This is a genomic window from Limnohabitans sp. INBF003 (assembly GCF_055396645.1).
Window position 1 is genome coordinate 685,718 of record NZ_AP029222.1, and the last position, 14,038, is coordinate 699,755.

Sequence of the window (14,038 nt, forward strand, 5' to 3'; positions counted from 1 at the left end):
ACGTCCGGGCTTGTTCAGCGTGGCTTGTAGGCCGTGATGTCGATTTCGACTTTGGCATCGATCATCAACCGGGACTCCACCGTGGAGCGTGCAGGCCGATGTTCGCCAAAGCACTCCATGTAGACGCGGTTGAAACTGCCGAAGTCACGCGCATCGTCGAGCCAGACGCTGACTTTGCAAACATCGTTCAAGGTGCACCCCGCCAAGGCCAGCGCTTGCTGGATGCGGACAAAGACCTGGCGTGTCTGGGCCTCAATGCCACCGGACACCACTTCGCCTTGGTCGTTGGTTGGCACCTGACCTGACACAAAAACGAAATCGCCAGCGCGTGTGGCGGGGGAAAGGGGGCGGGCTAGGCGATCTGACGCGATGGGGGAGGCCCCCAGCATTTCGACGGTCATGTGTTGTCTCCGTATCGGTTTTTGAAAAAAGAAAAGACATTATTCAACATTTATTTACAGGAAAACCCTGTTTCATCCGCGAGCCAAATTCATTTAGAGTCAAAAATGTAAAAAATTTACATTTTCTTCCCCCCACTTCTAGGAGACCTCCATGCTGCGTTTGCCTCGTCGACACCTGCTGACTCTGCTCTTGGCTGCACTGCCTTTTGCCTCTTTCGCTGCACCGCCCAAAGGGGGGGCGGCCAACTTGGCCATGATCGGTGAACCGCAAAGCTTGGACCCGATGGCTTCGACGGCGGATCTGGTGGGCACGATCATGCAGCACGTGTACGAGACGCTCTACACCTTTGACAGCAAATGGCACGCCACGCCCATGTTGGCCGACGGCATGCCCAAGGTTTCGGCAGACGGTTTGACCTATGCCATCAACATCCGCAAAGGCGTCAAGCTGCACAGTGGCCGTGACCTGGACGCGCAAGATGTGGTGGCGTCACTCAAGCGCTGGATGGAGATGGCACCGCGCGGCAAATCGGTGGCCAAAGACACCGTGAGTCTGGAAGCCAAAGGCAGCCACGCCATCGAGTGGAAATTCAGCGCACCCAGCGCCTCTTTGCTGGCCCAGCTGGCGCTGCCTTCTGGCATGGCGGTGATCATGGCCAAAGAGAGCATTGCCACGCCTTTGGTCTCGTTTGTGGGCACGGGCCCCTACAAATTCAAAGAGCGCCGTCCCGACCAGTATGTGGTCCTGTCCCGTTTTGAAGGCTACAGCGCACGCAGCGAGGCCCCCAACGGTTATGGCGGCAAGCGTGAAGCCTTGCTGGACGAGCTGCGTTTTACCCCCGTGCCCAATGCCAATACGCGTGTAGAAGGCGCTTTGGCCGGGCAGTTCCACTTTGCCGATCAACTGCCGACCGAGGCCTTGGCCCGTGTGGAAAAAGCAGGCCCCTCGGTGGTGCCGATCGTCACACCTTCGTTCGGCTTTCCTTACATGGTGTTCAACACCAAGGAAGGCGTGCTGGCCAACCAGGGTATTCGCCAGGCGATCCAGATCGCCATTGGTGAAGGTGAAATGCTGACAGCCGCCTATGGCGACAAGCGGTTCTTCACGGTAGAGGGCAACCACTTCCCGCAGGGCACACCGTTTTACTCGACCGCAGGCACCGACCAATACAACAAGCAGGACGCCAAGCGTGCCAAGGACATGGCCGAGAAAGCCGGTTATAAGGGCGAGACCATCCGCCTGTTGACCAGCCGCCAATACGAGTTTCACCACACCATGGTGCAGGTCATGGCCGAGCAGTTGCGGGCCGCTGGTTTCAAGCCCGAGATGCAAGTGGTGGACTGGGCCACTTTGGTGCAGCGCCGTGGTGATTCGAAGGTGTGGGACATCTACATGACCCATTCGGGCCAGTTCCCCGAGCCCATGCTCTCGCCACCGCAGTTGGGCGAGGGTGCACCAGGCTGGTGGAGTTCTCCGGCCAAGGCCAAGGCCCTGGGTGACTTCAACCACCAGACCGATCCGGCCAAGCGTGCCCAGCTGTGGAATGCCGTGCAGCAAGTGGTTTACACCGAAGTGCCTTACATCAACGTGGGCAAGTTCAGCAGTTTGTCGGCACGTTCCAGCAAGCTGGAGGGCTACACCCCGTCGACCTGGCCGTTCTTCTGGAACACGGGCCTGGCCAAATAAACCGCAGGAACTGATCAATGTCTCGCATGTCCTGGGCCAGCTTGGGGCGCACTTTGCTGGGCCGCTTGGGCGGCATGCTGGCGGTGCTGTCCCTGGTGTCTGTGTTGGTGTTCTTGCTCACGCGGCTGGCCGCTGGCGACCCGATCGCGGTGTTGCTGGGTGACCAGGCTTCGCTGGAGGACATTGCGCAGGCACGCCAGCGCTACGGGCTCGATCAACCACTGGTCAGCCAATTCATGCTGTGGCTGGGTGAGGTGCTCCAGGGCAATCTGGGGCAATCGATCTTTTTGCAAATGCCGGTCACACAAGTGCTGTGGGAGCGTGTCGAGCCCACGGCGTGGCTGGCCTTCCTGTCGGTGAGCCTGGCCATGCTGATCGGCGTGCCTTGCGGCATTGTGTCGGCCGTGTGGCGTGGGCGCTGGATTGACCAATGCGTGAGCACGCTGGCCATGCTGGGGGCGAGCATGCCCAGTTTCTGGATGGGCTTGATGGTCATCCAGTTGCTGGCGGTGGGCGCAGGCTGGTTTCCGGTGTCAGGGTATGGCGACCCGGGGGCGGGTTTGGCCACGCGCATCCACCATTTGATGCTGCCTGCCTTGGTGCTGGGCACACTCAATTCGGCCTTGATCATCCGGTTCACCCGCGCGTCCATGCTCGACATCCTGAGCGAAGACTACATCCGCACGGCCCGCTCCAAAGGCTTGTCCGAAAGCGTGGTGGTGCTCAAGCACGCTTTGCTCAACGCCCTGGTGCCCATCCTGACGGTGCTGGGTCTGACGCTGGCCTTGATGATCGGGGGGGCCGTGGTGACCGAGACGGTGTTCAACCTGCCGGGCCTGGGCAATCTGGTGGTGCGCGCGGTGTTGCGCCGTGATTACCCGGTGATTCAGGGGGCCTTGCTGGCGATTGCCGGGGTGTACGTCATCATCAACTTTGTGATCGATGTCATGTATGTTTTTGTCGACCCGAGGGTGCGTCATGCTTGAGTGGCGTCGCACCTTGTCGCTGTTGTTTGCCCGCCGGGTGGTGTTGCTGGCCGTGCTGTTGCTGGGCTTGATGCTGTTCATGGCGGTGGCCGGGCAGTGGCTTTTGCCGCATGAGCCCATGGCCATGAAAGTCAGCATGCGCCTGAAGGCCCCCAGTTGGACCTACTGGAGCGGCACCGACGAATTGGGCCGTGACATCACCAGCCGGATTTTTTACGGGGCACGCTATTCACTGGCCATTGGCGCAGGCACTGCCTTTTTGTCGGTGGTGCTGGGCACCTTGCTGGGCTTGCTGGCGGGTTTTTTCAAGCATCTCGATGCCGTGCTGATGCGCTGTGTGGATGCCATGATGGCTTTTCCGGACATCTTGCTGGGCATTGCGCTGGTGTCGATTTTGGGGGCCAGCCCGGTCAATGTGGTGCTGGCGCTGACCTTGGTGTACACGCCGCGTGTGGCCCGGGTGGTGCGCGCTTGCACCTTGGTGATCCGCGAGCTGCCCTATGTCGAGGCGGCCCGTGCCGTGGGCGTGAGCACCCCCAGGCTGCTGCGCGTGCACATCCTGCCCAACCTGATGTCACCCATCCTGGTGCAGCTGAGTTTCATCTTTGCCTATGCTTTGCTGGCCGAGGCGGGCTTGTCCTTTTTGGGCGTCGGGGTGGGGGCAGAAATCCCCACCTGGGGCACCATGGTGGCGGCCAGCACCCAGCATGCCGATCGGGCCGTCTGGACACTTTTTTACCCCGGCATGGCGATTGTTTTGACCGCTTTGTCTTTGCAGTTGCTGGGCGATGGTGTGCGTGATTTGCTCGATCCCCGTTTGAAAGGCACGCCATGAACGCCCCCGAAGCCGCATCTGCTGTGCCACGCTTGCAGGTGCGCGATTTGACCACCACCCTGGTGCAGCGCGAGGGTGCGGTGCCTCTGGTGCGCGGGGTGAGTTTTGATTTGCATGCTGGACAAACGCTGGCGCTGGTGGGTGAGTCGGGCAGCGGCAAATCGCTCACGGCGCTCAGCCTCATGCGTTTGCTGGCACGCAATGCCCGCTGGCAATGTGGTGGGCAAGCCTTGTTCACCGATGCTGCTGGGCAGACACGCGATGTGCTGCAACTGAGCGAGGCCGAGATGCGCCAATGGCGCGGGCACCAGATGGCCATGATTTTTCAGGAGCCCATGACTTGCCTGAACCCGGTGCTGACGGTGAGTGAACAAATTGCCGAGTCGGTTCGCCTGCATTGGGGCTTGGACAAGCGCGCTGCACGCCTGCGCGCTTTGCAGGCGCTGGAGCAGGTGGAGATTCCTGCTGCGCGCCAGCGGCTGGACGAGTACCCGCACCAGTTGTCCGGTGGCATGCGCCAGCGCGTGATGATCGCCATGGCCATGGTTTGCGAGCCACAGGTCTTGATTGCCGACGAGCCGACGACGGCACTCGATGTGACCATTCAGGCGCAGATTTTGGCCTTGATGTCGCGTTTGCAGCGCGACACCGGCATGAGCATGCTGTTCATCACCCACAACCTGGGCGTGGTGGCGCACCACGCTGAACGTGTGGCGGTGATGTATGCCGGTCAGGTGGTCGAGCAGGCGGATGTGCATGCCTTGTTTGCGCAGCCTGCTCACCCCTACACACAAGGTCTGCTGGCGTGTCTGCCTGGTCGCGCCAGGCAGCGGTCATTGCAGGAGGGGCGTCGCATGGCCTTGCAGGACATTCCGGGCCAGGCCCCGGCAATGGACCGCTTGGGCGCAGGCTGCAGTTTTGCCGAGCGCTGCGCATACAGGCTGCCCCTTTGCAGTCTGCATGCCCCCGTTTGGCAAGGCGATGCGGCCCATGCCCGCGCGTGCCATCTGGAGCAGCAGTCATGAAGCCCATGCTGAAGATTGAGGACTTGTCGGTCGAGTTTGGCCGTGGGGCGCAGCGGGTGCGTGCGGTGCGCGGGGTGAGTTTTGACATTGCCCACGGCGAAACCCTGGGGCTGGTGGGTGAATCCGGCTCGGGCAAAAGCACCTTGGGCCGTGCGGTGTTGCAGCTGATTGCGGTCACTCAAGGGTCTGTGCAGCTGGATGGGCGTGAGCTTGTGGGCCTGAGCGCCTCGCAAATGCGCCCTTTGCGGCGTGAAGTCCAAATGGTGTTCCAGGACCCCAGTCTGAACCCCCGTCAACGTGCTGGCGACATGCTGGACGAAGTGCTCAGCACGCACGCCCTGCATGGGGGTGCTGCGCGTGCCCCGCGCATCGCGCAGTTGCTGCAGCTGGTGGGGCTCAAGCCGGAGCACTCCAGCCGTTTCGCGCACGAATTTTCAGGCGGACAAAAGCAGCGCCTGGGCATCGCCAGGGCCTTGGCTGCGGAGCCCCGCTTCATCGTGGCCGACGAGCCGCTGTCGGCGCTGGACATGTCCATACAGGCGCAAATTGTCAACTTGCTGATCAAGTTGCGCGATCAGCTGGGCTTGACGCTGCTGTTCATCTCGCACGACTTGGATGTGGTGCAGTACCTGTGCGACCGTGTGGTGGTGCTGTACCTGGGGCGTGTGATGGAGATCGCGCCGACCACAGACCTGTTTGCATCGCCCGCGCACCCGTACACGCGCGCCTTGCTGTCGGCCGCGCCCATTCCCGATCCCGCGCAAGCGGCCCCCCGGGTTGAGTTGCAGGGCGATCCACCCAGCCCTTTGAATCCACCGTCCGGTTGTGTGTTTCGCACCCGTTGCCCCCATGCGGTGGCCGCCTGTGCCGACACCGTGCCCGAACTCACCCCCACCACAGCAGGCCGCCTGGTGGCCTGCTGGCGACATGAAGAATTGAACTGAGCCATGCAACTGAACCCAGCCTTCAAAGGCTATCCACCGCACCTTGACCCCATCGATCTGAAAGACGCAGGTCGGCAGGGTTGGCAATTGCTTCGGGGCGATTTGCCATTTCCGCTGGCCGTGCTCAAGGACTCTGCGCTGCAGCACAACCTGGATTGGATGCAGGATTTTTGCCGCACGCGTGGGTTGGACATCGCACCGCATGGCAAGACCACCATGTCGCCCGAGCTGTATGCCCGCCAGCTGACGGCTGGCGCTTGGGGCATCAGTTTTGCCACGGTTTTTCAAGCTGCCTTGGGTGCGCGCCATGGTGTGCGCCGCATCATCATCGCCAACCAGGTGCTGCAGGCGGTGGATCTGGACAGCCTGTCGGCTTTGCTGCAAGCGCATGCAGGTTTGCAGGTTTATTTTCTGGTCGATTCGCTGGCCCAATTGCGCTTGATCGAAGCGTGGCGTGTTCAGCGGCAGTCCAGCACGGTGTTCACCGTGCTTGTGGAGCTGGGCCTTGAGGGCAAGCGAACAGGCTGCCGTGACCACCATGAAGCACTTGCACTGGCGCAGGCCATCCGCCGCAGCCCGGCCGTGCAATTGGCAGGCATTGAGTGCTATGAAGGCGCTTTGGCCACTTGCCACCACGAGCATGACCGCGCCAGCGTGGCCGCCTTGATGGCACGCGTGCAGAACATGGCGACGGCCTGCGAAGCCGACGATTGCTTTGAAACCGACGAGGTGCTGATCACGGCGGGTGGCTCGGCCATCTTCGACCTGGTGGCGGAACATTTGAGCCCCCACTTGAGCCGACCTGTGCGGGGCATTTTGCGCTCGGGCTGTTATCTCACGCATGACCATGTGCAATACCGCCAGCATTTGAAGTGTGTTGCAGAGCGTCTGAATTTGCGCGAGACCTTGCGCCCCGCCATTGAGCTGGTCAGCGTGGTCCAGTCCTGCCCTGAGCCGGGGCTGGCCATTTTGTCGATGGGCAAGCGCGATGTGTCGTACGACCTGGACATGCCCGTGCCCGAATGGCGGGCCCAGGTGGGCGATGCCCAAACCCGGGGTGTACCTGTCCATTGGGCTGTGACTGCGCTGAACGATCAGCATGCCTATTTGCGCTTTGATGCGCAGGCCCCCGAAGACCAGCATCCGGTGGTGGGGCAATTGGTCGGTTGCGGCATTTCGCACCCTTGCACGACCTTTGACAAATGGCGCTGGATGCCGGTGGTGGACGATGCTTACCGCGTGGTGGACGCGGTGTCGGTGAACTTTTGAAAACCGTTCGCCATGACTGAGCACCACCCCTCTTTGCTGCAGCGATTGCAGACGGCCGCACCGGGCTTGCCCCGCGCTCAGCAGCAAGTGATTGCGGCTTTGCTTCAGGATCCGGAGGGTGCTTTGTCATTGAGTGTGGACGCCCTGGCCCGACAGGCCCAAGTGTCGATGCCCACCATCATGCGCACAGCCCGTCAACTGGGTTTTGAGGGGGTGCGTGAATTCAAGTTGGCTTTGGCGCAGGATCTGGCGCGCCATGCACCTGTGCACAGCTCGGTCACGATGCACGACAGCACCACCGACATCGTGCACAAAATCCTCAGCGGGGCGGCCGCGTCCATCACGGCCTTGCAACAGCAGCTGGACCCGTTGATCCTCGAAAAGGCCGCCAAGCTTTTGGCGAGCGCCGAGCGCATTGACTGTTATTCGGTGGGGGCCACCTCCGCTTTCATGGCCAGTGACTTGCAAGGCCGCTTGTTTCGACTGGGGCGGCATGCGCATGCGGTGCACGACGCGCACCAGCAACTCATCTCGGCCGCCACCTTGGGCTCTTCGGGTGTTGCTGTCGCGATCTCGCATGTGGGGCGCATGCCGTTCATGCTCGAAGCGGTGGGTTTTGCCCGATCGCAAGGTGCCAAAGTCATCGCCATCACGCAGCCCGATACGGCTTTGGCCCAGATGGCCGATGTGGTGATCGGGGTCAGCGTTCCGCCCGATGCGGTGATGCGCGTGGGCACCGAGGCTTACATCGCCCATTTGTTGGTCATCGAGTTGCTGATGGTGCTGGTGCTGCAAGCCCTGGGGCCGGATGCCGCGCGGCACCTCGCACAGTTCAAGTCGGTCCTGCAGGCGCATGGTCAGGATGTGGACCAACACCCCACCGTGGACTGGGCCTGGTCCAGTGTTGAGAAAGAGACCCAGGCATGAAGACACTTTTGTTGCGCAACACGCAATTGGTCGATGGCACAGGAGCACCTGCACGGATCGCCGATGTTTGGGTGCGCGGTGACCGCATCGCCGCCATCGGCGAAAACCTGGCTGTTGCTGCCGACGAGGTGCTTGACGCGGGTGGCTTGACCGTCGCGCCGGGCTTCATTGACGTCCACACCCACGACGATGCCATCGTCCTGCGCGACCCGGGCATGCTGCCCAAATTGTCACAAGGGGTGACCACGGTCATCACGGGCAACTGCGGCTTGTCGCTGGTGCCATTGGTCAGTGATGCACCGGGGTCACCGCTGGATTTGCTGCACATCTCTGAGTTCCGCTTTGCGCATTTGAACGATTACGCCAAAGCCATTGCAAAAAAGCCACCAGCGGTCAATGTGGGCGCCTTGATCGGTCACACCACTTTGCGCGCAACGGTCATGAAGGATCTCACGCGCGCAGCCAGCCCGCATGAAACCCGCGACATGGCCGCTTTGCTGGACGAGGCTTTGGCCCACGGGGCTTTGGGCCTGTCTTCGGGGCTTTTTTACCAGCAAGCCTATGCCGCTGACATGGCAGAAATGCAAGCCTTGACGCGTGTGGTCGGCCGCCATGGCGGCGTGTATGTGACGCACATCCGCAGCGAGATGGACGACATCTTGAATGCCATGCAGGAAGCGGCCGACACGGCGCAATCGGGCGTAGCCACCTGGATCATGTCGCACCACAAATGCGCAGGCCCCCGCAACTGGGGGCGCACGATCGAAACCCTGGCCTTGCTGGAGCGCCTGAGCCAACGCCAAAGCGTGGGCACCGATGTGTATCCCTACAGCGCAGGATCTACCTTGCTGCGTGAGGACCTGGTGGACGGCATCATCGACATCCTGATCACCCGCAGCGACACCCATCCGGAAATGGCAGGCCGTTATCTGGCGGACATTGCCCAAGAGTGGGGCACGGACCAGTTGCAGGCCTGCAGGCGGTTGATGCCCGGTGGGGCCTGCTATTTCCAGATGCGCGAAGACGATGTGCGCCGTGTGCTGGCTCACCCGATGAGCATGATCGGGTCCGACGGTTTGCCACACGACGAACGCCCGCACCCGCGCCTGTGGGGTGCTTTTGCACGCGTTTTGGGGCATTACTGCCGGGATGAGCAACTCTTCAGCTTGCCCGAGGCGATCCACAAGATGACAGGCCTGTCTGCCCAGCGGTTTGGCCTGCACGATCGGGGTGTGCTGCGTCAGGGGGCGTTTGCCGATTTGGTGTTGCTGGACCCCGCCCGCATTCAGGACAAAGCCACTTACGAAAACCCCCGGCAAATGTGCGAAGGCATCGAGCGGGTCATGGTCAATGGCGAGTGGGCTTTCGCCCATGGCCAGGTTCAAGGGGCTGGAGCGGGACGATTTTTGCGCCGTTGATGATGCTGGGGCGCTGTGCTTGCGCTTAACATGGGTGCCTGTTCACTTGGAGGCCGCTCATGTTCAAAGTCCATGCCATCGACCCGCAACGCTTGCCCACCTTGCTCAAGCGCATGCCCAAGGCCGAGCTGCACATCCACATCGAAGGTTCGCTCGAACCCGAACTGATTTTTGCCTTGGCCAAGCGCAACGGCGTCACTCTGCCTTATGCCGATGTCGAGGCACTGCGCAGCGCCTACGCCTTCACCAACCTGCAAAGTTTTCTGGACTTGTATTACGCCGGGGCCAGCGTGCTGCTGCACGAGCAGGACTTTTACGACATGGCCTGGGCGTATTTTGAAAAAGCCGCTGCAGACCATGTGGTGCATGCCGAGCTGTTTTTTGACCCGCAAACCCACACCGCCCGTGGCGTGGCCATGGGTGCGGTCATCGAAGGGCTGCAACGTGCCTGCCGTGATGCGCAGTCGCAATTGGGCATCAGCGCCGATCTGATTTTGTGTTTCTTACGCCACTTGTCCGAAGACGATGCCCTCGCCACGCTGGAAGAAGCCATGCCTTGGCGCGACCAGTTCATCGGCGTGGGCTTGGATTCGAGCGAAGTGGGGCATTCGCCCGAGAAGTTCGCCCGCGTGTTTGCGCGTGCCCGCGAGCTGGGCCTGCACGTGGTGGCCCATGCGGGAGAGGAGGGGCCACCTGCCTACATCTGGAGCGCACTCGATGTCCTGAAAGTGGAGCGCATCGACCATGGCGTGCAGGCCATTCACGATGCCGCCTTGATGAAACGCCTAGCCGACAGCCAGGTGCCACTCACCGTTTGCCCGCTGTCCAACCTCAAGCTCTGTGTGTTCAACAGCCTGACCGATCACACCCTGGGCCAGATGCTGGACGCGGGTCTGTGCGTCACGATCAACTCGGACGATCCGGCTTACTTTGGTGGCTACCTGAACGACAACTACTTGCAAACCTTCGCCGCCCTGCACCTGAATGCCCAGCAGGCCTACAGGCTGGCGGCCAACAGCATTGAAGCGAGCTTTGCGCCTGAGGAAGACAAACACCGCTGGATGCACGAGCTGAAAACTTGCTTTCAAGGTTTTGCGGAGCAGGACTGACGACCTCGGCACTCTTGCTAAAATCTCGTCCCTGAAGCCCGCTGCCCCGGCGGGCTTCGTTTTGTTCAATCCCCGGGGCCATGTAGAGGACTACCATGTATAAAAACCTCGCTGCCAAGCTCGTGGCCGCCTGCTTTTTTCTTCCTGCCGTTCAGGCGCAATCTCCAAGCAAAGTCACCGAGCCCATCAAGGCGGGTTTTGTCTATGTCTCGCCCATCACCGAGGCCGGCTGGACCAAACAGCACGACGAGGGCCGCAAGGCCGTCGAAAAGGCTTTGGGCGATCAGGTCAAAACCACCTTTGTGGCCGACGTGCCCGAGGGGGCTGACGCCGAGCGCGTGATCCGCGACTTGGCACAGCAGGGCCATCAGATCATCTTCACGCCCAGCTTTGGTTACATGGAGCCCACACTCAAGGTGGCCAAAGAGTTCCCGAATGTGAAGTTCGAGTCGGTCACCGGCTTCAAGACGGCGTTCAACGTGGCGGCCTCGAATGCCCGCTATTACGAAGGCCGCTACCTGGCAGGCATCGCCGCTGGACGCATGACGAAGTCCCATGTGGCGGGTTATGTGGCGGGCTTTCCGATTCCGGAGGTGCTGCAAGGCATCAATGCTTTCACTTTGGGCATGCGCTCGGTCAACCCCAAGGCCACCGTCAAAGTGGTGTGGCTCAACGCCTGGTTCGATCCACCGAAAGAGCGTGAAGCCGCCATGGCCTTGTTCAATCAGCAGGTGGATGTCATTGCTTTTCACACCGGCTCTACGGCTGTGATGGCCGCAGCGCAGGAGCGCGGCAAGATGGCCGTGGCCTACCACTCGGACATGCGCAAGATCGGACCCGATGCGCAAATCATCGCAGTGACCCACCAGTGGGGTGACTACTACACCGCCCGCGTCAAGGCTGCCATGGCGGGGACTTGGGCCTCGGGCAGCGTGTGGGGCGGGGTCAAAGAGGGCATGATCCGCGTGGGCGACTTTGGCCCCAAGGTGCCCAAGAAGGTGCAAGACGAAATTGTGGCCAAACAAAAGCAGGTGGGCGCTGGCAAACTGCAGCCGTTTGCCGGACCGATCGTGGACAACGAAGGTCGTGAGGTGCTGCCTGCAGGTCAGAGCCTGACCGATGCCCAGATTTTGGGCATGAACTACCTGGTGCAGGGCGTGGTGGGGCGCATCAGCCGATGAACCTGCGGACCCGGCACCCCATTGGTGGTGCTGGCGGCCGGTCTGGTCCTGACCCCGGCTGGAGCCTCTAAAATAAACCGATTGACATAAAGGCACACCATGAGCATCAAGAGCGACAAATGGATCCGCCGCATGGCCGAGCAGCACGGCATGATCGAGCCGTTCGAGCCCGGTCAGATCCGCCAGAACGCGGCAGGTCAGAAAATCGTGAGTTACGGCACCAGCAGCTATGGCTACGACATCCGCTGCGCGCCCGAGTTCAAGGTGTTTACCAACATCTACAGCACGGTGGTGGACCCCAAAAACTTCGATGAACGCAGCTTTGTGGACATCGAAGGTGATGTCTGCATCATTCCGCCCAACAGTTTTGCACTGGCCCGCACGGTCGAATACTTCCGCATTCCGCGCAATGTGCTGACCATTTGCCTGGGTAAAAGCACGTATGCACGTTGCGGCATCATCGTCAACGTGACGCCGTTTGAGCCGGAGTGGGAAGGCTATGTGACGCTCGAGTTCAGCAACACCACGCCGCTGCCCGCCAAGATTTATGCGGGCGAGGGTTGTGCCCAAGTGTTGTTCCTGGAGAGCGATGAAGTCTGCGAAACCAGCTACAAAGACCGGGGTGGCAAGTACCAGGGGCAAGTGGGCGTGACCCTGCCCAAAACCTGATGTCCAAAACCCGATTTTTGGCCTGTCACCCCAAAATGCGACAATAGCGGGTTAATGACCGACTCTTTTTCCAATTTATCGCTGGCGCCCACGCTGGCACGAGCCGTAGCCGAAATGGGCTACGAATCCATGACCCCTATCCAGGCCCAAGCCATTCCGGTGGTGTTGACGGGCCAGGACGTGATGGGCGCAGCCCAAACGGGCACCGGCAAGACGGCAGCGTTTTCGCTGCCTTTGCTGCAGCGCCTGCTCAAGCACGAAAACCCCTCCACATCGCCTGCGCGCCACCCGGTGCGCGCCCTGGTGTTGTTGCCCACGCGTGAGCTGGCCGACCAGGTGGCCCAACAAATCAAGATGTACGCCAAGTACACCCAGCTGCGCAGCGCGGTGGTGTTTGGTGGCATGGACATGAAGCCCCAGACGCTGGAGCTGAAAAAAGGCGTCGAGGTGCTGGTCGCCACGCCCGGTCGTTTGCTCGACCACATCGAAGCCAAAAACGCGGTGCTCAACCAAGTGGAATATGTGGTGCTGGACGAAGCCGACCGCATGCTGGACATCGGCTTTTTGCCCGATTTGCAGCGCATTCTGAGCTTTTTGCCCAAGCAGCGCACCACGCTGCTGTTCTCGGCCACCTTCTCGCCCGAGATCAAGCGCCTGGCAGGCAGCTATTTGCAAAACCCCGTCACCATTGAGGTGGCGCGCCCCAACGAAACTGCTTCCACCGTTGAGCAGCGTTTTTACGCCGCCCAAGACGACGACAAGCGTCGAGTGATCCGCAAGGTGCTGGACGATCGGGGCATCAAGCAGGCGTTCATCTTTGTGAACAGCAAGCTCGGCTGCGGCCGTCTGGCCCGTTCTCTGGAGCGTGAAGGCTTGCGCACAGCAGCCTTGCACGGCGACAAGAGCCAGGACGAGCGCCTGAAAGCGCTGGAAGCCTTCAAAAAGGGCGAAGTCGATTTGCTGGTGTGCACCGATGTGGCCGCACGCGGTCTGGACATCAAAGACGTGCCTGCGGTGTTCAACTTCGATGTGCCCTTCAACGCCGAAGACTATGTGCACCGCATTGGCCGCACGGGCCGCGCTGGTGCGTCGGGCCTGGCCGTGACGCTGGTCAGCCCGTCCGACACGCGTTTGGTGGGGGACATCGAAAAGCTGATCAAGAAAAAGCTGGAAGTGGAAACCCTGCCGCTGGACACCCGTCCCGCTGGCCCCGCACCAGAAAAGTGGGGCGAACGCGCCGAGGATCGCCCCCGTTCGCGCGCCTCCGAAGGCCGTCGCCGCGAGCACGATCCCCGTGATGCGTTGGATACGCCCAATGAGCGCCGTGGTGGCTTCCGCCCTGCGCCGATCAACCGTGATCCGTTCTTCCAAAAGCCTTACGAGGCTACGGTTTCGGAAACTGCGCCGAGCTGGGAGCCTAGCGGTCCCAAAACCGTGCGTTCTTCGATTTCGGCCAACATCAAGCCCAAACGCAAGGTGGCCGCCTTGTTCAAGTCGGGCGATTGATCGGGTTTGATCCCCGGTCTTTACCGGGGCTTCAAACGGGCGTCACTTGACGCTGTCAAAATCGGTGGATGCGTGACACCT

General features: G+C 61.2%; 13 protein-coding genes. 12 read left to right on the top strand and 1 reads right to left on the bottom strand.

Features of this window, described 5'->3' with window-relative positions; translation table 11 throughout:
- Nucleotides 1–14: 14 nt before the first annotated feature.
- Nucleotides 15–401, bottom strand: coding sequence for a RidA family protein (locus ACZ5VE_RS03280; RefSeq protein ID WP_464456646.1), 387 nt, complete (start codon nucleotides 399–401; stop codon nucleotides 15–17).
- Nucleotides 402–552: 151 nt separating this feature from the next.
- Here ACZ5VE_RS03280 and ACZ5VE_RS03285 point away from each other — a divergent pair, with 151 nt between their 5' ends.
- From ACZ5VE_RS03285 to ACZ5VE_RS03340, 12 genes are all read left to right on the top strand, one after another.
- Nucleotides 553–2,088 (top strand): ABC transporter substrate-binding protein, encoded by a 1,536-nt coding sequence (locus ACZ5VE_RS03285; RefSeq protein WP_464456647.1) that lies wholly within the window; start codon nucleotides 553–555, stop codon nucleotides 2,086–2,088.
- Nucleotides 2,089–2,114: 26 nt separating this feature from the next.
- Entirely contained in the window at nucleotides 2,115–3,074 is a 960-nt protein-coding gene (locus tag ACZ5VE_RS03290) for an ABC transporter permease (RefSeq protein ID WP_464457428.1), read from the top strand.
- Nucleotides 3,067–3,909, top strand: coding sequence for an ABC transporter permease (locus tag ACZ5VE_RS03295; protein WP_108311604.1), 843 nt, complete (start codon nucleotides 3,067–3,069; stop codon nucleotides 3,907–3,909). Before ACZ5VE_RS03290 ends, ACZ5VE_RS03295 begins: the two co-directional genes overlap by 8 nt.
- Nucleotides 3,906–4,934, top strand: coding sequence for an ABC transporter ATP-binding protein (locus ACZ5VE_RS03300; RefSeq protein ID WP_464456648.1), 1,029 nt, complete (start codon nucleotides 3,906–3,908; stop codon nucleotides 4,932–4,934). The genes ACZ5VE_RS03295 and ACZ5VE_RS03300 overlap by 4 nt, the downstream gene beginning before the upstream one ends.
- Entirely contained in the window at nucleotides 4,931–5,878 is a 948-nt protein-coding gene (locus ACZ5VE_RS03305) for an ABC transporter ATP-binding protein (RefSeq protein WP_464456649.1), read from the top strand. The genes ACZ5VE_RS03300 and ACZ5VE_RS03305 overlap by 4 nt, the downstream gene beginning before the upstream one ends.
- A 3-nt stretch (nucleotides 5,879–5,881) precedes the next feature.
- Nucleotides 5,882–7,147, top strand: a complete 1,266-nt coding sequence (locus tag ACZ5VE_RS03310) for an amino acid deaminase (RefSeq protein ID WP_464456650.1) — start codon at nucleotides 5,882–5,884, stop codon at nucleotides 7,145–7,147.
- Nucleotides 7,148–7,159: 12 nt separating this feature from the next.
- Nucleotides 7,160–8,074 (top strand): MurR/RpiR family transcriptional regulator, encoded by a 915-nt coding sequence (locus ACZ5VE_RS03315; protein WP_464456651.1) that lies wholly within the window; start codon nucleotides 7,160–7,162, stop codon nucleotides 8,072–8,074.
- A complete protein-coding gene (locus tag ACZ5VE_RS03320; protein ID WP_464456652.1) occupies nucleotides 8,071–9,492 on the top strand; it encodes an N-acyl-D-amino-acid deacylase family protein in 1,422 nt (473 codons plus the stop codon). Before ACZ5VE_RS03315 ends, ACZ5VE_RS03320 begins: the two co-directional genes overlap by 4 nt.
- A gap of 59 nt (nucleotides 9,493–9,551) precedes the next feature.
- The gene (locus ACZ5VE_RS03325; protein ID WP_464456653.1) at nucleotides 9,552–10,601 is read left to right on the top strand and encodes an adenosine deaminase; all 1,050 of its coding nucleotides are present in this window, start codon (nucleotides 9,552–9,554) and stop codon (nucleotides 10,599–10,601) included.
- Between the two features lie 95 nt (nucleotides 10,602–10,696).
- The gene (locus tag ACZ5VE_RS03330) at nucleotides 10,697–11,782 is read left to right on the top strand and encodes a BMP family ABC transporter substrate-binding protein (protein WP_464456654.1); all 1,086 of its coding nucleotides are present in this window, start codon (nucleotides 10,697–10,699) and stop codon (nucleotides 11,780–11,782) included.
- Nucleotides 11,783–11,881: 99 nt separating this feature from the next.
- Nucleotides 11,882–12,451, top strand: a complete 570-nt coding sequence (gene dcd / locus ACZ5VE_RS03335) for a dCTP deaminase (RefSeq protein ID WP_019425458.1) — start codon at nucleotides 11,882–11,884, stop codon at nucleotides 12,449–12,451.
- 54 nt (nucleotides 12,452–12,505) lie between these two features.
- Entirely contained in the window at nucleotides 12,506–13,957 is a 1,452-nt protein-coding gene (locus ACZ5VE_RS03340) for a DEAD/DEAH box helicase (RefSeq protein ID WP_464456655.1), read from the top strand.
- Nucleotides 13,958–14,038 lie beyond the last annotated feature (81 nt).